The organism is Candidatus Methylomirabilota bacterium (assembly GCA_036005065.1).
Taxonomy (GTDB): Bacteria; Methylomirabilota; Methylomirabilia; order Rokubacteriales; family DASRDR01; genus DASYQW01.
Genome location: DASYQW010000133.1, coordinates 1 through 21,971, shown reverse-complemented (window position 1 = coordinate 21,971; position 21,971 = coordinate 1). Strand labels below are relative to the sequence as shown.

Below are 21,971 nucleotides of genomic sequence, written 5' to 3'. Positions count from 1 at the left end.
CCGCTCAGCTTTGACCACCCCGCGATGGGATGGTCCGCTTCGAGCGGCGGCTTTGCCGCCGCAACGATCCTCGGGGGAGGTCTCGGAGGGGGTGTTCTGACACCCCCTCCGATTCAACTCAGGCGAGGGTGACGAGTCGGAGGAGGTCGGCGGTCAGGTCGTAAAGCTGAGCGCAGCCGCTCGTCCCGCCCACCAGCCCGCCGAGACGCTTCCGCAGCCCCGTGTCCAGCCGCTGCCCCATGAGCTCCCTCACGCGGACCTGCGCGTCGTCACAGATCCCCACGTACGGCAGGCGCGGGGTGCGTGAGCCGGCGTCGACGACCGTCCCCTCGGCATCCACGACGTACCAGATCTGGAACGAGTGGACCTCGTCGAACATGGCGTGGCTGAGGAGAAGCTGATCCACGCGCCGCTCGAGCCGCGCCACCTTCGTCCGGTTGAAGACGCGCTGAGCGCCGCGCGGCGGGTGATACAGGATCGGCGGAATCGGCGCCGCGACGTGACGCTCCGCGAAGAGCCGCTCCGATGCCGGGCGGTAGGTGTAGCACGAGGACGGGAGATCGACCCAGCCCTGCATGTCGAGCCGCCAGGCGCCGACGGGGCCCTCGGGGAGGTGCCGCGCGACCACGTCGTCCGGAAGCCGCGTCACCTGCCGCGCGAGCCGGGCCACCTCGATGGCGGCGTCCACGAAGTAGGAGGCCCCCGGCCGGCCCCCGGCCACCTCGCTCACCTTCCGCCTGTACCCGGGGGTCATCGGAATCCCGCCGAGGCCCGTCATGGCCTCGCCGAGAGCCGGGTCGATGCGCTCCACCGGCCCCACCAGGACGCGCCCGCGCGCGGCGCGAATCGCGTACTCCGGCGAGGGCGTCGTCACCGCGGCGAGCTCGACGCCGACCCAGGGATCGGCGATCCGCACGGTGATGGCGAAGGCGGCGTCCTCGGGGACGTCCACCCATCCGTGCATCGCGCGCTCGTAGCGATCGGCGTCGGCGAGGTACGGGGACGACGGCACCACGGGGCCTCTCAGTCCAGCGGGCCGGCGGCGGCTTCGACGGCGGCCAGGAGGCTTCCGTCCTCCACCAGCCCGAGAGCCGCCATGAAGTCGTCGCGTAAGACGCGATCCTCGGTCAGCGGCGGCACCCGCGCCCGGATCGCCGCCTGCGCAGCGGCGCTCCCCCGGCCCGGCCGGAGCGGCGCCCGGAAGTCGAGCGCCTGGGCCGCGCACACGGCCTCGATCGCGAGGACGGCTCGCACCCGGGACAGGACCTGGCGGCACTTCCGCACCGCGGCCGCCCCCATGGAGACGAAGTCCTCCTGATTCCCCGAGGTCGGGATCGAGTCGGCCGAAGCCGGGTGGGCGAGCGTCTTGACCTCGGAGGCGAGCGCCGCCGCCTGGTACTGCGCGAGCATGTACCCGGACCGAAGGCCGCCGTCCGCTGCCAGGAAGGCGGGCAGCTCCGACACGAGGGGGTTCACCAGCCGGTCGATGCGCCGCTCGGCGATGCCGGCGAGGTACCCCAGCCCGATGGCGAGCGCGTCGAAGGCGAGCGCGAGGGGCTGGCCGTGGAAGTTGCCACCCGGGAGCACGTGCTCGTCGTCGGGGAAGATGAGCGGGTTGTCAGTGACGCTCGCCAGCTCCCGGGCGAGGATGGCGCGCGCGAAGGCGTGGGCCTCGCGAGCGGCCCCGTGGACCTGAGGCAGGCAGCGGAGGCTGTACGCATCCTGGACCCGGTGGCAGTCGGCGTGGGAGGCGATGATCGCGCTCGCCGCGGTGAGCCGCCGGACGTTGGCGGCGGCCGCCACCTGTCCGGGATGGGCCCGGAGGGCGTGGAGCCGCGGATCGGCGGCTGTGTTCGTCCCCATGAGGGCCTCGAGGCTCATCGAGCCGGTGACGTCGGCCAATCGCAGCACGGCGGCCGCGTCGTGCAGGAGGAGCGCCCCGGTGCCCGCCATCTGATGGGTCCCGTTGAGGAGGGCGAGCCCTTCCTTCGCCTCCAGCGTGAGGGGCTCGAGTGAGGCGGCGGCGAGCGCGTCGGCACCGGGGAGGCGCCGCGCGTCGACCCACGCCTCGCCTTCGCCGACGAGGACGAGCGCGGCGTGGGCGAGCGGGATCAGGTCGCCCGAGGCCCCGAGCGAGCCCCACTCCGGGACGACGGGCGTGACGCCGCGGTTCAGGCAGTCGCCGAGGAGCCGGACGACGGCCGGGCGCACGCCCGAGTGGCCTCGCGCGAGCGACGCCGCCAGGCAGAGCCACATCGCCCGGGTCTCCGCCACCGCCATCGGCGGCCCGAGGCCCGCCGCGTGGCTCCGGATCAGGTTCAGCTGGAGCGCCCGGCGCTCGGGCGCGGGGATCAGGACGTCCTTCAGCTTTCCCACCCCGGTGGTGATGCCGTAGACGGGCGTCTCGCCCGCGGCGAGCCGATCCACGAAGGCGCGGCCATGGCTGATGCGCCGCTCGGTCTCGGCCGGGAGGGCCACCGGCCAGCCCGCCCGCGCGACACCGACCACGTCTTCGGGGGCGAGGGGCTCCCCGAGCACCACGGTGTTCACGGCGCGCCCGCGGGGCCGGGGCGCGCGAAGGTGCCGATCCGCGCGCCCACGACGGCGGCGGCGGCGCCCGCCGCCAGCCCGACGGGGAACCAGCCCCACAGCTCCGCCGGCGGCACGGTCCGCGCCGCGACGAGACCGGCGACGGGATTGTGCGCCAGGTACGCCAGGACGGTCGCGACGCTTCCGGCGACGGCGAAGCGTCGCCTCAGGGACCAGCCGGCCGGGGTGAGCGCGAGCGCGAGATCGAGCCCGAGGGCGGGAATGAGGTAGAACGGCGGGAGGAGTGGCGCGGTGCGGCCGAGCGACGGCAGGAAGACGAGGCTCACGCCCACGCGACCGAGCCAGCCGACGGCCGCCGCCGCGGAGGCGGCGCCGGGACCGCCGACCCAGGCGGCGCTGCCCAGGACGAGCAGGGTCAGCGCGGTCCCGCAGGCCGGATAGAGGCCCCGGGGGCGGCCCAGCATGACGTGCCAGCGCTCGAGGAGCGTGAACTCGAACTCGAGGACGAAGATCGAGACGATGAGGAGCGACGCCCCCGCCAGGAGCGTGACCGGCACCTTCCGGAGCCGCCTCGCGCGTGCGGCCGGGTCCTGGCGGTCGAGCTGGATCAGGGCGAGGCCGAGCATCGAGAGCCCCGAGCCGAAGAGGAGCAGCAGGTGCGGAGGCGACCAGATCGACACGTCGAGTCCGAACAGCGCGTGCCAGGCCTCGTCGAAGGGCGCGGAGGCGAGCGTCGCGACGCCGGCGCCCAGCGTGAAGCGCAGCCCTCGGTGCTCGAGGGCTCGACGCCTGATGTCGCCCGGCTGCAGGGCGACGGCGAAGAGGACGAACAGGACGACCGAGAGGATGCCTCCGTAGATCAGCAGATGGGGTGGGCTCCAGAAGGTCTCGCGGCCCCGGTCCACGTGCCACGCCACGTCCCAGTACGCCCCGAGGGCGCCGGCGAACGCCCCGGTGATCCCGAAGCCGGTGACCCAGAGCGGCACCGCCAGTCGCGGCCCGGAGCGGGCGGTCGGCCAGGGCCGGCCGGCCAGCCCGGCCGCCAGCAGGACGAGCCCGCCCAGCACCCCGCCCCACACCAGGTGATCGAGCCAGGGGCGCGGAGTCCACGGGCCGCCCTTGCGGAAGCCGAGCGGACGCGGTGTCGCCGCGACGTCCGCCTCGAGGTCCCGGCGGACGGTGAAGGCGATATCGGCGATGAGCCGGCGCGGCCCCCCCTCGACGCGGACGACCCCCTGCCACAGTCCCTCGCTCCCGTCGACCGGGACGCGGCCGGCGTAGACGCCCGGGCCGTCCGGGCGGAGCACCACGCTGGCCCGCCCGAGGAAGCCGTGGAAGGCCTCGACCTGGACCGCCAGATCGGAGGCGGGCCGACCATCGGGTCGGCGGACCTCGACGCGGACGTGCGGGCCGCCCGGGCCGGCGACGACCGCGGGCATGGCGACGCTGCCCCGCAGCGAGTCATCGGACACCACGTGGGAGGCGGCCGCCGGCGCCGGCGTGCCGAGGAGCGCGCCGAGCGTGAGGCCGAGCGCGACGCCGACGGGCACCAGACGGACCGGGCCGGGGCCCGTCGCATCTCGGCGTCCTCGGCCCTCGCCGGCGCTCAACGTATGCGGCATACGCCTCGCGCCGGCTCGGGCCTGCGTCCTTGAGCTGCTCGGGCCGCGGCCCGGTCCCAGGGCAGCGCCCTCACGCGTCAGGCCGCCCGGCTGGGCGGAAGCGCTTGAGCCGGAGGGAGTTCGTGACGACCGACACGCTGGAGAGCGCCATCGCCGCGCCCGCCAGGATGGGGGACAGGAGCCCCGCCTCGCCGAGTACGGGACGGAGCGCGGCCGGGACGCCGCCGGCCCCGAAGGCCGGATAGAGGACGCCGGCCGCCACCGGCAGGAGGAGCACGTTGTAGCCGAAGGCCCAGCCGAGGTTCTGTCGGATGATCCGGAGCGTGGCGCGCGAGAGCTCGATGGCGGTGACGAGCGACCGGAGGTCTCCCGAGAGCAGCGTCACGTCCGCCGCCTCGAGCGCGACGTCCGTACCCGAGCCCATCGCGATCCCGACATCGGCCTGGGCCAAGGCCGGGGCGTCGTTGATCCCGTCTCCCACCATGGCCACCAGCCGGCCCTCGGCCCGGAGCCGCGCGACCTCGGCCGCCTTGTCCGAGGGTGGGATTTCGGCCAGAACCTGCTCGACGCCCGCCTGGCGCGCGATCGCCCGCGCGGTCCGGCGCGTGTCGCCGGTGAGCATGACGACCTCGAGCCCGAGCCGGCGGACGGCGGCGACGGCCGCCGCGGCCTCGGGCCTCAGCACGTCGGCAACCGCGATGAGACCCCGAACCTCTCCGTCCACCGCGACGAAGACGGCGGTCTTCCCCTCCGCCTCGAGCCGCTCGGCCTCCTTGCCGAGGCCGTCGAGCGCGATCCCGCGCTCGCCCAGGAGTCGGGCGTGGCCCAGGAGCACGGCATGGCCGGCGACGCGCGCCGAGACGCCGTGGCCCGGCAGCGCCTCGAAGCCGTCGGCGGCAGCCATGGGAGCGCCCTCGGCGGCCGCGCGCGCCAGGATCGCTTCGCCGAGCGGGTGCTCCGAGCTCCGCTCGACGGCCGCGGCGAGGGCGAGGAGCTCGGCGGCCGGCATGCCGTCGCGCGGCAAGACGTCGGTGACCTCGGGACGGCCGCGCGTCAGGGTCCCGGTCTTGTCGAGCACGATCGTCCGGACCCGGTGGAGGAGCTCGAGGGCGGTGGCGCTCTTGATCAGGACCCCGTGCTCGGCGGCCTTGCCGGTACCCACCATGATGGCGGTCGGCGTCGCCAAGCCCATCGCGCACGGACAGGCGATGACCAGGACCGCCACGGTGTTCGAGAGTGCGAAGAGGAGCGCGGGATCCGGCCCCCAGCCCCACCAGACGCCGAAGGTGACGGCCGCCAGGGCCAGCACGATGGGCACGAACACCGCCGCGACCCGATCGGCCAGCCGCTGGATCGGCGCCTTCGAGCCCTGGGCAGTCTCCACGAGGCGGATGATCTGCGCGAGGACCGTGTCGCGCCCGACCCGCTCGGCCCGGAAGGTGAACGCGCCGGTCCGGTTCAGCGTGGCCCCGATCACCCGGTCGCCAGGCCCCTTGGGGACCGGCAGGCTTTCCCCGGTGAGCATCGACTCGTCCACGGTCGAGCGGCCGTCGACGACGGCGCCGTCGACCGGGACCTTCTCGCCGGGCCGCACCCGCACGAGGTTCCCGGGCACGACGGCGTCGAGCGGCACGTCCACCTCGGCATCGCCCCGGACCAGCCGCGCCGTCTTCGGCCGGAGTCCCACCAGCGCGCGGATCGCCTCGGAGGTCCGCCCTCGGGCCCGGGCTTCCAGGTAACGGCCGAGCACGATCAGCGTCATCAGGACGGCCGCCGTGTCGTAGTAGGTCATGGCGCCGACGGCCATGAGGGTATGCGGCCACAGCGTCACCGCGACGCTCCCGAAGAACGCCGCGTTCGTCCCCAGCGAGACGAGGGTGTTCATGGTGGCGGTGCGGTGACGGAGCGCCGCGACGGCGCCGCGATGGAAGCTCGCGCCGACCCAGAACTGAACCGGCGCCGTCAGGGCGAGCTGCACCCATGGATCCGAGAAGGGCGCCGGCACCCAGGGGAAGAGGTGCGGAAAGCTGCCGAGGAGGACGGGGACGGACAGGAGCGTCCCGGCCAGGACCTTCAGGCGGAGCCGGGCCATCTCGCGCCCGCGAGCCACCTGTTCGCGGTCCGGCTCCTCGCTGGCTGCCCCGGCGGTCGCCGGGATGTCGTAGCCGGCGGCCTGGACCGCGCGGCGGAGGGCCTCCACGCTCACCCGGCCGCCCGGGAACACGACCCGGGCCCGCTCGCTCGCGAGGTTCACCGAGGCCTCGACGACGCCGGGGACGCTCCGGAGGGCGGACTCGACGCGTCCCACGCAGGCGGCGCAGCTCATGCCCGCGACCGGCACGGTCAGCGTCTCGAGGTCGACCCGGGAGCCGGACGTCGTCGCCATCGGTCACATCCGCAGGACGGCCTGACCCAGCACGGCGAGCCCGGCCACGATCAGGACGACGCTCGCGACGCGCCCGATCATGACGCCGCCCGGCCCGGCCTTCTCGAGCAGGATGAAGGCGGCGATCGCGGCGACCCACAAGAGGTTCATCACGCCGGCCACGAAGAGGAGTCCCATCAGCACCCAGCAGCAGCCGAGGCAGTAGCCCCCGTGGCGGAGCCCCATCCAGAACGCGCCCCCGAAGCCCTCCCGCCACTGGGTCATGAGAAAGCCGAGCGGGCTCCGGCAGTGGGCGAGGCAGACCTGCTTCAGGGGCGTGAGCTGGTACAGGCCCGCCCCGATCAGGAGCACCCCGCCGAGGATGGGGCTGGCCGCCGCCAGGGCCAGCGAGAGCAGCGCCGCCGTGTGGAGGCCCTCCTGCGCGCTCGTCGCGACCACGCAGAAGCCACCCCACACCACGAGGTAGCCGAGGCCGAAGACGGCGGTCGGGACCGCCACGCCGCCCTGCTCGCGGCGCTTCCGGTTCACCGCCGCGAAGAGCAGGATCACGGGGGCGGCCGACGGCAGCATCATCCCCACCATCATGACCGCCCACATCGTGAAGGTGAAGGCGAGGTCGGCGGCGGTCCAGGGGGCCAGCATCGGCGTCATGCCGGGCAAGCCGCTCATCCCGTCGGCGGCCATCCCCGCCATGCCCCGGTGGAGGTGGAGGAGGTAGCCCCACGCGCCGAGCGTGAGGCCGGTGAGGCCGCCCCAGACGAGGACCCGGTCACTCCCCGCCAGCGTTGCCACTCGATCCGCCTTCGCCTTAGCCCCCGTCGAGACGCGCCAGAACATCCAGGAGCTCGGCCACCTTACGGTTCCGGTCCCGCCGGCTTCCCGAGCGGACGGCGTCCACCACGCACCGCTCGACGTGCCCGCCCACCAGGGCCCGGCTCACCTCGGTGAGCGCGGCCCGAGCGGCGGCCACCTGGTGGACGATGTCCACGCAGTAAGCCTCCCGGTCGACCATGCGCTGGAGGCCGCGGACCTGCCCCTCGATCCGCCGCAGCCGGCGGAGCAGCGTCGCCTTCGATTCGGCGTTCATGGGGTTTATCGATACCCTAGGGGGGTATGTTACGCCAGATCCGTCGTTCGTCAAGCGCCGGCTCCCGCGGAGCGGTTCCCGCCTGCCCGCACCGCGGCGCCGCGAGGATCAAGGTTCTTCAGGCGCTCCCGGTACGGCGTCTCTCCCCGAGCACCTCAGGCGTGGGCACCCCGGTGGGCAGGACTGCGAACGTCCTTTGGGCCCCGGTTCTGGGACAGACGGCGTGCGGCTCGCCTCCCGGACGCGGCGGGGGTTCGGCGGCACCGCGCTCTAGACAGGAAACGTGGTTACGGTGAACTCTCCCCTCCACGCAGGTAGGATAGTCGAACCGTCCAGATCGGGCAATCGCGCGGACTCTCAACCGCCCTTATCCCCGCCGCTTGAGAGGCCGCCAAGCGGCTTCAGATCTCACGGCCGGATCGGAGCGCTCCGCGCGGCGGCTGTGCCGCCGTAACCCTCCTGGGGGAGGTCTCGGAGGGGGCCGGCGAGGCCCCCTCCGATGAACTATCGGGTGATGATCTCGTACTCGTCCTTGTGGAGCGTCTGGACGGCCTGGACCGTCACCTTCCGCTGGATCCGACGCTGCAGGATCTCGAGACCTTCCGCCTCGGCCTCCTCGAAGTGAGCGGCCATGTCCGGGTTGACCCGGATCAGGACCTCCTGGCCCCCGACGTCAGCCGCCGCCGCCTGGATCTTCCGGTAGATCTCCGCCGTGATCGCCCCCGGCGACTTCACCACGCCGGTGCCCTTGCAGGTGGGGCACTGGTGCATGAGGAGCGACTGGAGTCCCTGGCGGACCCGCTTGCGTGTCATCTCGACCAGGCCGAGCTCGGAGATCTCGAGCACGTTCGTCCGGGACTTGTCCTCGCCCAGCGCCCGCTTCAGGGCACGGAAGACCTGCTGGCGGTGCTCTTCGCGCTCCATGTCGATGAAGTCGATGATGATGATCCCGCCCAGGTCGCGAAGGCGGATCTGGCGGACCACCTCGTTGACGGCTTCGAGGTTGATCTTCAGGATCGTCTCCTCGAAGTCGCGCTTGCCGACGTACTTGCCGGTGTTGACGTCGATGGAGACGAGGGCCTCCGTCTGGTCGACGACCAGGTAGCCGCCGGACTTGAGCCAGACTTTTCGGCGGAGCGCCTTCTCGATCTCCTTCTCGATCCCGCGGGCCTCGAAGACGGGCTCCCGGCCCTCGTAGAGGTGGACCCGGTGGGCCAGGACCGGAACCAGGCTCTGCGCGTATTCCAGCGCGCGGCGATACTCCGCCTCGGCATCGATGATGATCTCCTCGACGTCGGCCGTGAACAGGTCCCGGACGACCCGGAAGATCAGGTCGCCTTCCTCGTGGAGCACCGAGCGGGGCGGAGCCTGGGCGAAGCGCGCCTGGATCTGCTGCCAGAGGCGCATCAGGAACTCGATGTCGGCTCGGAACTCCTCCTCGCCCTTGCCCTCGCCCACCGTTCGGATGATGAATCCGCCGCCGGCCGGCGGCCGGATCGCCTTGATGAGCCGGCGGAGGCGGTCGCGCTCGACGGCGTCGCGGATCCGCCGCGAGACCCCGACGTGGTTCACCTGCGGCATGTAGACGAGGTAGCGGCCGGGCAGGCTGATGAAGGAGGTGATGCGAGCGCCCTTGGTCCCCAGCGACTCCTTGGAGACCTGGACGAGGATCTCCTGGCCCTTGCGCAGGACGTCCTCGATGGGGGCGATCTCGCGCCGCTCGCGCTCGGGGGGCTCCTCGAGCTCGATGTCCGCCTCATCATCGGCGAGCATCATGCGCTCGTACTCGCCGACATTGGCGGTGAAGTCGCCGGCGTAGAGGAAGGCGTCCTTGGCCAGGCCGACGTCGACGAACGCGGCCTGCATGCCCGGCAGGACGTTGGTTACGACGCCCTTGTAGACGTTCCCGACGATGGAGCGATGGCGCTTGCGCTCCAGCGAGAGATCGCTGAGCAGGCCGCTGTCGACGACGGCGACCCGGGTTTCGCTGATCCCGGCATTGATGACGATTGTCCGTGGCATGTGAGACTCGCTCCCCCGGGATGGCGCCGCGCTCGAGCCCAGGCCGCGCCCGCGTCCCCGCCGGGCCCGGGCCGGACGGGCTCACCGGCCCGGCGGGGCCTCCCGGGAGGCCACGGCGCCGCGCGCGAGCCGCGGCGGGGGACTCCCGGGCAGTCGACGTCAGAGAGCACGGGCATGGCTCAGGCGAACCGGCGCATCCGCACGTTCTCGATCAAGGCGACGGCGCCCAACGCCGTCAAGAGGGCCGAGCCGCCGTAGCTGACCATGGGGAGCGGAATCCCGACGATCGGGAGCAGGCCCGTCACCATGCCGATGTTGACGAGCGCCTGACTCACGAGCAGCACGGTGGCGCCGGTCGCGAGCAGGCTCCCGAGCGTATCCCGCGCGGTGGCCGCCACCTCCAGCCCCCGCATCGCGAGCAGCCCGTAGACGGCCAGGAGCGCGACGGCGCCGACGAATCCCCACGACTCGGCAAAGGCGGCGAAGATGAAGTCCGTGTGACGCTCCGGCAGGAAAGCGAGCCGGCTCTGGGTACCGCCGAAGAGCCCCTTGCCCGTGAGCTGACCGGAGCCGATGGTGATCTTGGCTTGAATCACGTTCCACGCGCTGCCGAGCGGATCCCGGAACGGGTCGACGTAGACCAGGAGCCGCTCGCGCTGATACCCGCGAAGGAAGAACCAGAGCGCCGGGGCTGCCGCCAGCCCGGTCCCGGCCAGGATCGCCAGATCTCGCCAGCGGGCGCCGCCGACGAACAGGAGCGCCCCCACGACCGGGAAGAGCACCAGGGCCGTGCCGAGGTCCGGCTGCTTGACGATCAGCAGGAACGCCGGGGCGACGAGCAGCAGGGGGAGGACCACCCGGTCCCAGCCAGGCCGGTGCTCTTCGCGGCTCGCCAGATGGGTGGCGACGGTCACGATGATGATCAGCTTGAACAGCTCGGAGGGCTGCACCGTCAGGGGCCCGATGGCGAGCCACCGGCGCGCGCCCTGGGCCGCCCGGCCCAGGACGAGGACCGCGGCCAGGACGGCGAGGCCCAGCCCGTAGGCGATGTAGGCCCAGCGCGCCAGGATCCGGTAGTCGATCGAGATGATGACGAGGACGCCGAGGCCGCCCACCGCGAGCCACAGGAGCTGGCGCATGAGCAGCCGCGGGACGAGGCTCCCCAGCGTGAGGAGCCCGGCGCCGATCAGGAGAGCGGCCAGGCCGACCAGGAGCCAGTCGAAGTGGAGGAGCAGCCGGCGATCGATCCGGAACATGCCCGCGAGCTCTCAGCCGGGCAGTCCGGCCGATGCGACCTTCTCGAGGAAGATGGCCTTGAAGATCTCCCGGGCGATGGGCGCCGCGACCTGGCCACCCAGGCCGGCCCGCTCCGCGAAGACGACCACGACGACCTGGGGGTCGTCGGCCGGCGCGAACGCGGCGAACCACGCGTTGTCGCCATCGCGGCGCTTCCGGTCCGCGTCGTCCTTGAACTCGCGCGTCTGCGCGGTCCCCGTCTTGCCCGCGATGTTGAGACCGGGCAGCATGGCGCCCTTGCCGGTGCCGCCGTCGTTCACCACCGCCCACAGCGCCTGCCGCAGGAACTCGAAGACGACCGGCGCTACGTCGGCCTTGGCTTGCGCCTCCGTGGACTCGGCGAGGAGCGCCGTCCCGTCCAGAGCCTTGACCCGCGTCACCAGCCGTGGCTTCCACACCGTCCCGCCGTTCGCCACGGCGGCCATGAAGCGCGCCACCTGCAGCGGCGTGACGGTGATCAGTCCCTGGCCGATGGCGAGGCTGACCGTATCGCCCGCGTGCCACTTGTCCCGGAGCGCCTTCTTCTTCCACGCCGGCGAGGGCACGAGACCGGGCCGCTCCCCGAGGAGCCCGCTCCCGGTCGGCCGGCCCAGCCCGAAGGCCTCGGCTGTCTTCGAGATCCGATCGGGCCCCACCTTCAGACCGAGCTGGTAGAAAAAGGTGTTGCAGGAGTACTTGAGCGCTTCCAAGAGAGTGAGGGCCCCGCGGTCGTGGTCCTGCCAGTTGTGGTAGGCCCGCCCGCCGAACCACCACTCCTTCGGGCACGAGAGCCGGTCGAAGGGCGTGAATACCTGATGCTGGAGCGCCGCCGCGGCCACGATGATCTTGAACAGCGAGCCCGGCGCGTACTCCCCCTGGGCCGCCCGGTTCAGGAGCGGGCGCGCCGGGTCCTCGACCAGCGAGAGCCAGGTCTCCCGGTCGATGGGTCGCGAGAAGCGCTCCACCGGGAACGCCGGGTTCGACACGAGCGCGAGGACGTCTCCGTTCCGGGGGTCGAGGACCACGACGGCGCCGTTCCGGGGCCCCAGCGCCTGCTCGGCCGCCTCCTGGATTCGCCGGTCGATCGTCGTGTGGACGTGCGCCCCGGCGGTCGGCTCCAGGCGCTCGAGCACCCGGATCGGCCGGCCATAGGCGTCGACCTCGATCTGCTCCGCGCCGTCCCGCCCGCGGAGGTACTCGTCGTACAGCCGCTCGAGCCCCGACTGTCCCACGAGATCGCCCCGCCGGAGCCGCCCGCGTCCGCCCCGGTCCCGCTCCAGGTCGGCCTCCGATACTTCCCGGACATACCCGAGGAGGTGGGCGGCGAAGCGGGTCGAGGGGTACGCGCGCTGCGACTCGACTTCGATGGTGACGCCGGGCAGGTCGAGCTTCCACTCCTCCAGGCGCGACACCTCGTCGAGCGAGAGCCCCCGGGAGAGCCGCACGGGCCAGGGGGAGTCGGGGGGGACGCGGGCGAACCGGTCCTGCAGCTCGGCGACGGGGACATGGAGGAGCTCGGCCAGCCGGTCGAGCACGACCGGGAGATCGCCCGCGTCGCGTGGCACGACCGCCAGGGTGAACGCCGGCCGGTTCTCGACGAGCGGCAGCCCCGCCCGGTCGAACAGGATCCCCCGCGGGGCGATGACGGTTCGGAGGCGGATCCGGTTCTTCTCCGACAGGGCCGCCAGGCGGTCACCGGTCAGGATCTGGAGGTTGGCCAGCTGGACCGCGATCCCGATGAAGCCCGTCGCCAGGACCACGGCCAGCAGCGTGAGGCGCCGCCGGTGATCCTGGGAGCGGAGGCCGACCCGGTTCAGGCTCACTGGCGCGGCCGCAGGACCGGCAGGACCCCGACCACCGCGGCCAGGAGGCCGTTGTACGCCGCCTGAGGCAGGATCACGCGGCCGAAGAGCTCGGTGAACGCCGCCGGATAGTGGAAGAGCTGGAGCACCGCGAAGCGGAGGCCGCCGTCCAGGACCGTGGCGAAGACCGCCGCCATGATCGGGACCAGCGGGTTCGAGACGAGGCACCAGCGCGGGAGGTCACCGGCGACGAATCCGACGATCGCCTTGGAAAGGGCGTGCAGCCCGAGCGGCCCGCCGGCCACCGCGTCCTGGGCAAGCCCCAGCGCGAAGCCGGTGACGCATCCGACCTCCGGACCGCGCCGCAGCGCGAGCAGCACGACGAGGATGACCGGCAGATCGGGGACCACGCCGGCCACGGAGAACACGGGAACCACCGTGCTCTGGACGAGCGTGCCCCCCCCGATGGCCAGGAAGTAGAACGGCAGCCTCACCGCCTACTCCTGGCCGACACGGCCCGAGGCCGCTGAGAACGCGGAGGTGAGGTCGCCCGTCATGCCCCGCGGAAGGACGAGGACCTCTTCGACCTTCGCCAGGTCGACGGCCGGCTCGAGATCGGCGAGGCGGAAGAGCCCGGTGGCGGGATGGACCTGAACGACGCGGCCGAGCGGCAGCCCCTTCGGGAAGAGGCCGCCCATGCCGGAGGTGGAGACGAGGTCGCCGGGCCTGATCCCCTCCTCACGGGCGGCGAGCTTCAGCCGCAGCCGGCCACCGGCGACGCCCTCGACGAGTCCCTGCGCCCGCGTCCGGTGCACGACGCCCCCGATGCTCGAGGCCGGATCGGTCAGGAGCTGGATGACCGCGGAGTTGCGCCGAAGCTCCAGCACGCGCCCGACGACGCCGGCGGTCACGATGATGGGCGCCAGGCGCTCGAGCCCGTCCGCCCGGCCGCGGTTGATCGTCAGCCCCCGGGTGAATCCGTTCCACTCGCGGGCGACGACCTCGGCGCCCACGGTCCGGACCGCGATCCGCTCCCGCACGTCGAGCAGCGCGCGCAGGCGGGCGTTCTCGGCCTCGAGCTCGTCCTGGCGGAGCTGGCGCAGGCGAAGGGCGGTGACCTCGATGCGCAGTCGCTCGGCGTTGAGGCGGAGTCCCTTCCATTCGAGGTAGGTCGTCCAGAGGCCGAGGGCTCCCCGATGCATCCGGGCGAACGCCGACTGCACCGGCGCCGTGACGGCGGCGATCCCCTCGGCCAACCACTGGCTCTCGCCGGGCCGCACCTGCTGGAGGGTCAGGAGCGAGAACGCCGCCAGCAGGACGAGCAGGAGGCGGGTGTATTTCCGGTAGCGCAGCCAAAATTCGAGCATGCCGGGCGCCCGGGGCTCAGGTCGGGATCGCGACCTTCTTCAGCAGATCGAGCTCATCCAGCACCTTTCCCGTCCCCAACGCCACGCACGAAAGCGGGTCGTCCGCGACCGTGATCGGCAGATTCGTCTCCTGCCGGAGCAGGAGATCGAGCCCCTTGAGCAGCGCCCCGCCGCCGGTCAGCACGATCCCCTTGTCGACGATGTCCGCGGCCAGCTCGGGCGGCGTGCGCTCGAGCGCCGTCCGGACGGCATCGACGATCGTCATGATCGGCTCGCGCAGGGCCTCCCGGATCTCGTCGTCCCCGATGACGATCGTCTTCGGGATGCCGTCGATCAGATCCCGGCCCTTCACCTCCACGGTCCGGCGCTCCCCTTCCATGGGGTAGGCGGAGCCGAGCTTGATCTTGATCTCCTCGGCCCGGCGCTCTCCGACCAGGAGGTTGTAATTCTTCCGGATGTACTGGACGATGGCCTCGTCCATCTCGTCGCCGGCGATCCGGACCGAGCGGGAGTAGACGATGCCCGACAGGGAGATGACCGCCACCTCGGTGGTTCCCCCGCCGATGTCCACGATCATGTTCCCGCCGGGCTCCGTGATGGGCATGCCCGCGCCGATGGCGGCCGCCATCGGCTCCTCGATGAGGTACACCTCCCGGGCGCCGGCCTGCATGGCGGAGTCGCGGACCGCCCGCTTCTCGACCTGGGTGATGCCCGATGGGACGCCGATGACGATCCGCGGACGGACGAGCGCGCGGCGCTTGTGGACCCGCCGGATGAAGTAGCCGAGCATCTTCTCGGTGACGTCGAAGTCGGCGATGACGCCGTCCTTGAGCGGCCGGATGGCGACGATGTTGCCGGGAGTCCGGCCGAGCATCGCCTTGGCTTCCTTCCCGACGGCGAGCACGGTGTTGTCCGCCTGGTGAATCGCCACGATGGAGGGCTCGTTCAACACGATGCCCTCGCCCTTGACGTAGACGAGGGTATTGGCGGTCCCCAGGTCAACAGCCATGTCGTTCGAGAAAAAGCCCGCAATAGCGTTGAATAACATCGAACTCCCTCCCCACGGTGGGGATATGCCAGGCGATGGGCAAGACCGCCTCACCCGACAATAGCATACGCGCCCTTAGAGGCCAAGCCCTGGGGGAGGACCGAAAAGACCCGTCAAGGCAACTACTTAGAGACCGGGCGGCCGCGCCCGGCGCCCATCCCGGGCACCCCGCGGCGCGGGGCCGGAACAGGCTCAGTCGAGGCCGAGTCGGCGTCGCGTGAAGGCCACCAGGCCGCCCGCCGCCATCAGCTCCTGCATGAAGGGGGGAAAGGGCGTCGCCTCGAATGTCACCTCGGTCGTTCGGTTCACGATGCGGCCGGCCGTGACGTCCACCTCGATCGTGTCGCCGTCCCGGATCCCCTGGACCGCCGCCGGACACTCGAGAATCGGGAGCCCGATGTTCACGGCGTTCCGGAGAAAGATGCGGGCGAACGAGGTCGCGATGACACACCCCAGGCCGAAGGCCTTGAGCGCCGCCGGGGCGGTCTCGCGGGATGATCCGCACCCGAAGTTCTTCCCGGCCACGAGGAGGTCCCCGGGCTGGGCCTTGCGGGCGAACTCCGGGTCGACGCCCTCCATGACGTGCGGCGCGAGCTGGGCGGGGTCCCGGATCGTGAGGTATTTCCCGGGCGTGATGGCGTCCGTGTTGACGTCGTCGCCGAACGTCCAGGCCCGGCCCACGACCCGTCCCGTCACGACGCTGTCCCGTCAGACCTCGTCCGGGCTCGCGATGGCGCCCTTGACCGCGCTGGCCGCGGCGACCGCGGGGTTGGCGAGGTAGACCTTGGCCGTCGGGTGGCCCATCCGGCCGACGAAGTTCCGGTTGGTCGTGGAGAGGCAGACCTCGTCCGCCCCCAGGATGCCCATGTGGCCTCCGAAGCAGGCCCCGCACGTCGGGGTGGAGACGGCGCCGCCGGCTTCGGCGAACACCTCGAGGAGCCCCTCCCGAAGAGCCTGGAGATAGATCCACTGGCTGGCGGGGATCACGATCAGACGGGTGTCGGGGTGGACCTTCTTGCCCCGGAGGATGCCGGCGGCGATCCGGAGGTCCTCGAGCTTCCCGTTGGTACAGGAGCCCAGGAAGACCTGATCGAGGGGCGTCCCGGCCACCTCGTCGACGGGGCCGACGTTGTCGGGCGAAAAGGGCTTGGCCACCTGAGGCCGGAGGCCCGACACGTCGAACTCGTGAATGGCCGCATAGCGGGCGTCGGGATCGGAGGCGTAGCACGAAAAGCCGCGCTTGGCCCGGCCGCGCACGTAGGCCAGCGTGACCTCGTCGGGCGCGATGATGCCCGACTTGCCGCCCGCCTCGATCGCCATGTTGCACATCGTGAGGCGCTCGGACATCGACAGCGCGGCGATGGTCGGCCCCGTGAACTCCATCGCCTGGTAGCGGGCGCCGTCGAGGCCGATGCGGCCGATCGTGGCGAGGATCAGGTCCTTTCCCATCACCCAGCGGGGCGGCGTCCCGTGGTAGACGAACCTCTGGGAGGCCGGCACCTTCAGCCAGACCTCGCCCAGGGCGAGCACCGAGGCGAGATCGGTCGAGCCGACGCCGGTGGCGAACGCCCCGAGCGCCCCGTTGGTGCACGAGTGGGAGTCCCCGCCGACCATCAGGTCCCCGGGGCCGACGAGCCCCTGCTCGGGGAGGATGATGTGGGCGATGCCCGTGCGGCCCTCGTCGAAGAAATGGCGGATCCCCTGCGCGCGCGCCCACTTCCGGACCGGAGCGAGGAGGTTCGCCGCCTGGATGTCCTTGTTCGGCACGAAGTGGTCGAGCACGATGACGACCCGGTCGGGATCGAAGACGCGCTCGACGCCGATCTGGCGCCAGACCGGGAGGGCCCCGGCCGTCGAGCCGTCGTTCCCCATCACCACGTCCACCTTGGCGATGACGAACTCGCCCGGCTCCACCCCGGCCTTCCCGGCGTGGGCCGCCAGAATCTTCTCGGTGATGGTCATGCCCATCACGGCCGAGTATGGCGTAAGCCCGGGAGGGAATCAACGCAGGCGCCCGACGCACCGGGGTCGCCCGCCCGGGTGGTCCGCGGCCGTCTCAGAGGGACTGGAGGAAGGCGAGCAGGTCGGTCCGATCGGCAGCCGACAGCCCGAAGAAGCGCCGGCGGACCTCCCGCGCCTCGCCCGCGTGGAGCTGGATCGCCTCCAGGAGGCTCGCCGCCCGCGCGTCGTGGAGAAAGCGCGTGCGCACGCGGAGCCCCCAGAGCGGCGCCGTCCGCCATCGCCCCCCGCCGGCCCGCCCTTCGGGGATTCCGTCGTTGAGCGGCTCGCCCATGTAATGGGTGAGCAGGTCCGAGTAGAGCGGGACGTCTCGCTGCCTGAGCGCCGCGACGGGGTGCAGTCCGGTGCGCAGCGTGGGGATGTGGCAGCCCGCGCAGCCGACCTCGGCGAAGCGCCGCTCCCCGCGGAGCACCACCGGCGAGAGCGGCCCGCGCGGCGGCGGCGCCAGATAGGCGAGGAAGGCGTAGAGCCCGACCAGGCGCGCGCCCTGGTCCTCGGGGTCACGCGTCAGCTTGCACCCGGGCGGGATGGGCTGGCCCTGGGGCGGCAGCTCGTCGCGGAAGAGGAAGTTCGTCACCCCGAGCTCGTTCCGCAGGGCCAGGCCGACGAAGCCGAGCAGCCCCGGCTCGGCCGCCTTCCAGCCGAACCGGCCGAGTCGCCCCCCGACCAGGTTCGGGCGCCCGGCGATCCCGTCGCCGTTCACGTCGTCGGGGTCGGCGTGGGCCAGAATCGTCGAGGCGGGGATGGCCTCCATGAGGCCGATCCCGAACAGCGGCGGCGGCTGGCGGAGCCCGACGACGTTGGCCTCCGGCGGCACCACCTCGCCGGCCAGATGGCACCCGGGCACCTCGCCGGCCACACTGTGGCGCTGGAGCGTCGGGCCCCCCAGGCCCGTCAAGGGGTCGAACGGCCGCCCGGGCGAATGGCTCCCGAACCGGACGACCCGGGTCTCGGGTCCCACCCCGGTCCCCCCGGGGGCGGGGTGCGAATGACACTCGAGGCAGCTTCGCCCGTTGAACACGGGGCCGAGACCGGTCGCCGGCGTCTCTACCCGGCCGAACCGTGCCTGCCCGAAGCGGAAGGCCACCCGGAGCGGCGCCGGCAACCCGGGCAACGGCCCGCCGAACCCCTCGGCCCCGGCGGCGGGCGCGCCGGTCCCGAGCAGGCCGGTTCCCGCCAGCAAGAAGGCGAACGCGAGGTCCCGCAGGCGCCGCTTCATACACCCCTCCCGAAGCGGCTCACGATAGCACGCTGGCGCCGGCCGAACCAAGCCCCGCAGCCGGGGCCGTCAGTTGTTGTTGCCGAGATCGATGCCGCCCTGGTACGGGGTCGCGACATTGGTCGTGATGTTGTCGCGCCGCTTGCCCTGGCTCGCATCCATCCGGATGCCCACCCCGGCCGTGCTGATGCGGTTGTTGACGGCCACGTGATTGGTGGAGCTGTTCAGGAGGATGCCAAACCCGGTCCCGCCGTTCGGGGTGACCTGCTTGACGAAATTGTTGGCGACTTCCATCTGGCCGCCCACCAGGCCGATGCCGAAGGGCGAGACCACGCCGCCGCCCGTCTTGTTGACCTGACAGTCCCGGATGACGCCGCTGGCTCCCCCCGGCAGGGCGAACCCGCTGATGCCGGAGTTTCGATTCTCGGCGAGCCGCATCTGCTCGATGAGCAGGCCCTGCACGTCGCCGCTGAAGACGATCCCCGCGTAGAATCGAATGATCGACCCGTTGCGGATGGTGACGTTCTTGCGGCCGGTGAACACCACCGCCCTCGCTGCCGTAGTGGATCGAGCGGACAGGTTGGACACGTAGAACCCGTTGAAATCGAGCACCACGTTCGACGCGCCGATCGAGATGACGTCGCCGCTCGTCGCGCTCGTCTCCAGGTTGCCCTTCAGGCAATAAATCCCGGGGGCGGTGATCGTAAAGGGCAGCGCCGCGATGGCCGTGCAGTTTTCCGTTTCCGCCTGCGCCGGCGCTAACGGCCACAGGCTGGCGGTCAGACCGGCGAGCAGGACGAGGAGCGTGCGAAGCGCGGTGCGGGACATGGCCCCTCCTTCCACGTGGAGTCGGTGAGTCACCGGATCGGGTGTGTTCGGCGCCTCCCGGAGGCCGGGCCGGGACCGGTCGACGCGTGGGGGGACTATAGGGGACCCCCCGGCGGGTGTCAATCGCCACCGGGATGCCACGGGCGGGCCCTGCGTGATCCCGGCCAGGGGATGTGGGAGAATCGCCGCGGTGACCGCCACGGACGACTTCGAGCTCCTCTTCGAGCGGGGGGTGACGGATGGCCTGCCGGTCATCCCGCCGACGCGGGAGCGCGTGGACCGCCTCCTGGCGGGCGCCCCCGGCCGCGCCCCGGGCGACCTGGTCGGGCTCATCCCCCCGAACTACGGCCGGGCCACCGTCGAGAAGGTCGCCATCAACGCGGTCATGGCCGGCTGTCGCCCCGAGTACCTGCCGGTCGTCCTGGCCGCGGTGGAGGCGGTGACCGATCCCGCCTTCAACCTGCACGGGGTCCTGACCACGACCCACTACGCCGCGCCGCTGCTGGTGGTGAACGGTCCGATTGGCCCGGCCATCGGGCTCAACTCGGGCGCCGGCGTCTTCGGCCCCGGGTTCCGGGCGAACGCGACCATCGGCCGGGCCCTCCGGCTCTGCCTGGTGAACGTGGGCGGCGCCCGGCCCGGCGAGATCTCCATGTCGACCTTCGGGCACCCGGGCCGGTACAGCTACTGCATCGCCGAGGCCGAGGACGTCTCGCCGTGGGCGCCGCTCCACGTCGAGCGCGGCTTCCCGCCTGAGGCCAGCACCGTGACCGCCTTCGCCTGCGAGGCGCCCCACGGGATCTCCGATCACGCGAGCCGCACCGCCCGGGACCTCGCCGCCTCGCTCGGCTGGTCCATGGGCGGGCTCTGGAACGACAAGCACTGGCCGCTCTACTGCGAGACGATGCTCGTCGTCGGCCCCGAGCACGCCGCCACGTTCGCCGCCGACGGCTGGACCAAAGCCGACCTCCGGCAGTTCCTCTTCCAGACGATCCGGCGGCCGTACGGCGAGTGCTTGCCGGACGCGCGGGGCGGGGAGTCGTCCATCCTGCGGTTTCGCCCGAATCCGCCGTCCCCCGACGTCCTCGTTCCGAAGTTCCCCTCCCCGGAGGACATCCACGTCGTCGTCGCCGGCGGGCGCGCCGGGCGCTTCTCCTGCGCGCTCCCCGGCTGGCTCGCGACCCGCAACGGGAGCCGCCTGGTCACCAGGCGGATCGAGGCGCCGGCCCGGCTTGACAGCCCGGAGGGCGCAGCCGATGCTCGAGGGTGACGACCCGAGCCATGTCGCTCCCCGACCGCATCGCCGAGTTCCAGGAGGTCGCCGAGATGATGCCGGACGACCCCGTCGTCCGCTTCGGACTGGCCGGAGCGTACCTGGAGGCGGGGCGGGCGGCGGAGGCGGCGCTCGAGTACCAAGCGGCGATCCGGCTGAAGCCCGACTACTCGGCCGCCCATCGCGGCCTCGGCCGGGCCCTCGAGCGGGCCGGCCGGGTGGCCGAGGCGCGCGACGCGTATCGCCAGGGGCTCGAGGTGGCGACCCAGACCGGCGACCTCCAGACCAAGAAGGAGATCGAGGTGTTCCTCCGCCGGCTCGACAAGGCCGGCGTGACCGAAGGAGACGAGCGATGATCCGGGCATCGGTCCTCTATCCCCACCGGGACGGGGCGAAGTTCGATCACGAGTATTACGCGCGGAAGCACATGCCGCTCGTCGGGGAGCGGCTCAAATCCTTCGGGCTCCTCCGGTACGAGATCGACAAGGGCCTGGCTGGCGGCGCCCCGGGAGCCCCGGCGCCGTTCGTCGCCGCGTGCCACCTCTACTTCAACGCGGCCGGGGAATTCCAGAAGGGGATGGCCGCGCACGGGAAGGAGTTCATGGCCGACGTCCCGAACTTCACGAACATCTCCCCCCAGGTGCAGATCAGCGAGATCGTGGGCTGAGGCGTTCCCCGACGGGGCCTCGAGAGCTCCCCGGATGGACGAGGGGACCGCTCGCGAGCAGGCCGGGCACTACTTCCTCCAGGCGCACGCGGCCCAGATGAAGGGTGCGCTGGACGAGGCCATCGCCTTGTACCGGAAGTCCCTCGAGTGCTGGCCCACGGCCGAAGCCCACACCTTCCTCGGCTGGACGCTCAGCTTCAAGGGCGACTACGCGGGCGCCATCCGCCAGTGCCAGCTCGCCATCGAGGTCGATCGGGACTTCGGCAACCCCTACAACGACATCGGCTCCTACCTGATCAAGCTCGGCCGCTTCGAGGAGGCGATCCCCTGGCTCCGGCAGGCGATGGAGGCCAAGCGCTACGAGCCCCGCCACTACCCGCACGTGAACCTCGCCCGCGTGTACGCCCACCAGGGCAAGGTCCACGAGGCGATCGAGGAGCTCCAGCGGGCGCTGGCGATCGAGCCCGGGTACCGGCCCGCGCGCACCGAGCTCCACCGCCTGGTCGGCATGCTGAACTAACCCTGAACGGCGAATACAGTACCCGCGCCAGCGCTCCGATAGCCGCTCCTACTCCGCTCCCTCTCCCTTCCAGGGAGAGGGTTGGGGTGAGAGTGCTCCGAGCGCGGGCTTGGCCCGCGCGACTTGCTTCGGGGGAGGCCTCGGAGGGGGTGTTCCGACACCCCCTCCGAAAAAAAGAAGCCCCGAGGGCGTCTGCGGCCCACCTCACCGAAGAGGCGCGAGCCGCCCCACAGGTGAATGTGCAGGACCCTCGGGGCCGGTGGTGCCTGGGGTCCCCCCAGGCGGG

General features: G+C 72.0%; 20 protein-coding genes. 4 read left to right on the top strand and 16 right to left on the bottom strand.

Features of this window, described 5'->3' with window-relative positions; all coding sequences use genetic code 11:
* Nucleotides 1-118: 118 nt before the first annotated feature.
* The 16 genes from VGW35_09645 to VGW35_09570 all read right to left on the bottom strand — a co-directional run bounded on the left by VGW35_09645 (nucleotide 119) and on the right by VGW35_09570 (nucleotide 19,225).
* Nucleotides 119-1,015, bottom strand: coding sequence for a DUF2889 domain-containing protein (locus tag VGW35_09645; protein ID HEV8307918.1), 897 nt, complete (start codon nucleotides 1,013-1,015; stop codon nucleotides 119-121).
* An 8-nt stretch (nucleotides 1,016-1,023) separates the two neighbouring features.
* Nucleotides 1,024-2,550 (bottom strand): histidine ammonia-lyase, encoded by a 1,527-nt coding sequence (gene hutH, locus VGW35_09640; protein HEV8307917.1) that lies wholly within the window; start codon nucleotides 2,548-2,550, stop codon nucleotides 1,024-1,026.
* Nucleotides 2,547-4,100: a hypothetical protein gene (locus tag VGW35_09635; protein HEV8307916.1), complete on the bottom strand. Its 1,554-nt coding sequence runs from the start codon at nucleotides 4,098-4,100 to the stop codon at nucleotides 2,547-2,549. Before VGW35_09635 ends, hutH begins: the two co-directional genes overlap by 4 nt.
* A 142-nt stretch (nucleotides 4,101-4,242) precedes the next feature.
* Entirely contained in the window at nucleotides 4,243-6,558 is a 2,316-nt protein-coding gene (locus VGW35_09630) for a heavy metal translocating P-type ATPase (GenBank protein HEV8307915.1), read from the bottom strand.
* 3 nt (nucleotides 6,559-6,561) lie between these two features.
* On the bottom strand, nucleotides 6,562-7,350 hold the full coding sequence (locus tag VGW35_09625; protein ID HEV8307914.1) for a DUF2182 domain-containing protein: 789 nt from the start codon (nucleotides 7,348-7,350) through the stop codon (nucleotides 6,562-6,564).
* 16 nt (nucleotides 7,351-7,366) lie between these two features.
* Nucleotides 7,367-7,645, bottom strand: coding sequence for a metal-sensitive transcriptional regulator (locus VGW35_09620; protein HEV8307913.1), 279 nt, complete (start codon nucleotides 7,643-7,645; stop codon nucleotides 7,367-7,369).
* A 504-nt stretch (nucleotides 7,646-8,149) separates the two neighbouring features.
* A complete protein-coding gene (locus VGW35_09615) occupies nucleotides 8,150-9,667 on the bottom strand; it encodes an Rne/Rng family ribonuclease (GenBank protein HEV8307912.1) in 1,518 nt (505 codons plus the stop codon).
* A gap of 179 nt (nucleotides 9,668-9,846) precedes the next feature.
* Nucleotides 9,847-10,923, bottom strand: coding sequence for a rod shape-determining protein RodA (gene rodA, locus VGW35_09610; GenBank protein ID HEV8307911.1), 1,077 nt, complete (start codon nucleotides 10,921-10,923; stop codon nucleotides 9,847-9,849).
* Nucleotides 10,924-10,935: 12 nt separating this feature from the next.
* Entirely contained in the window at nucleotides 10,936-12,765 is a 1,830-nt protein-coding gene (gene mrdA, locus VGW35_09605; protein HEV8307910.1) for a penicillin-binding protein 2, read from the bottom strand.
* On the bottom strand, nucleotides 12,762-13,238 hold the full coding sequence (mreD, locus tag VGW35_09600; protein HEV8307909.1) for a rod shape-determining protein MreD: 477 nt from the start codon (nucleotides 13,236-13,238) through the stop codon (nucleotides 12,762-12,764). Before mreD ends, mrdA begins: the two co-directional genes overlap by 4 nt.
* A gap of 3 nt (nucleotides 13,239-13,241) precedes the next feature.
* Nucleotides 13,242-14,111 carry a rod shape-determining protein MreC gene (mreC, locus tag VGW35_09595; GenBank protein ID HEV8307908.1) on the bottom strand — a complete coding sequence of 290 codons (870 nt, stop codon included), beginning with the start codon at nucleotides 14,109-14,111 and terminating at the stop codon, nucleotides 13,242-13,244.
* A 16-nt stretch (nucleotides 14,112-14,127) separates the two neighbouring features.
* Nucleotides 14,128-15,159: a rod shape-determining protein gene (locus VGW35_09590; GenBank protein ID HEV8307907.1), complete on the bottom strand. Its 1,032-nt coding sequence runs from the start codon at nucleotides 15,157-15,159 to the stop codon at nucleotides 14,128-14,130.
* Between the two features lie 192 nt (nucleotides 15,160-15,351).
* On the bottom strand, nucleotides 15,352-15,855 hold the full coding sequence (locus tag VGW35_09585; protein HEV8307906.1) for a 3-isopropylmalate dehydratase small subunit: 504 nt from the start codon (nucleotides 15,853-15,855) through the stop codon (nucleotides 15,352-15,354).
* A gap of 12 nt (nucleotides 15,856-15,867) precedes the next feature.
* Nucleotides 15,868-17,127 carry a 3-isopropylmalate dehydratase large subunit gene (locus VGW35_09580; GenBank protein ID HEV8307905.1) on the bottom strand — a complete coding sequence of 420 codons (1,260 nt, stop codon included), beginning with the start codon at nucleotides 17,125-17,127 and terminating at the stop codon, nucleotides 15,868-15,870.
* 88 nt (nucleotides 17,128-17,215) lie between these two features.
* On the bottom strand, nucleotides 17,216-18,397 hold the full coding sequence (locus tag VGW35_09575; GenBank protein HEV8307904.1) for a di-heme oxidoredictase family protein: 1,182 nt from the start codon (nucleotides 18,395-18,397) through the stop codon (nucleotides 17,216-17,218).
* Nucleotides 18,398-18,466: 69 nt separating this feature from the next.
* The gene (locus VGW35_09570) at nucleotides 18,467-19,225 is read right to left on the bottom strand and encodes a hypothetical protein (protein HEV8307903.1); all 759 of its coding nucleotides are present in this window, start codon (nucleotides 19,223-19,225) and stop codon (nucleotides 18,467-18,469) included.
* A 190-nt stretch (nucleotides 19,226-19,415) separates the two neighbouring features.
* On the opposite strand from VGW35_09570, the gene VGW35_09565 reads away from it, so the two are divergent.
* From VGW35_09565 to VGW35_09550, 4 genes are read left to right on the top strand one after another with little or no spacing between them, the layout of a single operon-like run.
* Nucleotides 19,416-20,495, top strand: a complete 1,080-nt coding sequence (locus tag VGW35_09565) for a hypothetical protein (protein HEV8307902.1) — start codon at nucleotides 19,416-19,418, stop codon at nucleotides 20,493-20,495.
* Nucleotides 20,492-20,854 carry a tetratricopeptide repeat protein gene (locus VGW35_09560; protein HEV8307901.1) on the top strand — a complete coding sequence of 121 codons (363 nt, stop codon included), beginning with the start codon at nucleotides 20,492-20,494 and terminating at the stop codon, nucleotides 20,852-20,854. Before VGW35_09565 ends, VGW35_09560 begins: the two co-directional genes overlap by 4 nt.
* Nucleotides 20,851-21,165, top strand: coding sequence for an EthD family reductase (locus VGW35_09555; protein HEV8307900.1), 315 nt, complete (start codon nucleotides 20,851-20,853; stop codon nucleotides 21,163-21,165). The genes VGW35_09560 and VGW35_09555 overlap by 4 nt, the downstream gene beginning before the upstream one ends.
* A 34-nt stretch (nucleotides 21,166-21,199) precedes the next feature.
* A complete protein-coding gene (locus VGW35_09550; protein HEV8307899.1) occupies nucleotides 21,200-21,685 on the top strand; it encodes a tetratricopeptide repeat protein in 486 nt (161 codons plus the stop codon).
* Nucleotides 21,686-21,971: the final 286 nt, after the last annotated feature.

Coding starts and splice junctions, on each gene's coding strand:
- VGW35_09580 (HEV8307905.1), bottom strand. CDS start 17,127: ATGGGCATGACCATCACCGAGAAGATTCTGGCGGCCCACGCCGGGAAG.
- mreC (HEV8307908.1), bottom strand. CDS start 14,111: ATGCTCGAATTTTGGCTGCGCTACCGGAAATACACCCGCCTCCTGCTC.
- VGW35_09555 (HEV8307900.1), top strand. CDS start 20,851: ATGATCCGGGCATCGGTCCTCTATCCCCACCGGGACGGGGCGAAGTTC.
- VGW35_09630 (HEV8307915.1), bottom strand. CDS start 6,558: ATGGCGACGACGTCCGGCTCCCGGGTCGACCTCGAGACGCTGACCGTG.
- VGW35_09570 (HEV8307903.1), bottom strand. CDS start 19,225: ATGTCCCGCACCGCGCTTCGCACGCTCCTCGTCCTGCTCGCCGGTCTG.
- VGW35_09550 (HEV8307899.1), top strand. CDS start 21,200: ATGGACGAGGGGACCGCTCGCGAGCAGGCCGGGCACTACTTCCTCCAG.
- rodA (HEV8307911.1), bottom strand. CDS start 10,923: ATGTTCCGGATCGATCGCCGGCTGCTCCTCCACTTCGACTGGCTCCTG.
- VGW35_09620 (HEV8307913.1), bottom strand. CDS start 7,645: ATGAACGCCGAATCGAAGGCGACGCTGCTCCGCCGGCTGCGGCGGATC.
- VGW35_09575 (HEV8307904.1), bottom strand. CDS start 18,397: ATGAAGCGGCGCCTGCGGGACCTCGCGTTCGCCTTCTTGCTGGCGGGA.
- VGW35_09615 (HEV8307912.1), bottom strand. CDS start 9,667: ATGCCACGGACAATCGTCATCAATGCCGGGATCAGCGAAACCCGGGTC.
- VGW35_09590 (HEV8307907.1), bottom strand. CDS start 15,159: ATGTTATTCAACGCTATTGCGGGCTTTTTCTCGAACGACATGGCTGTT.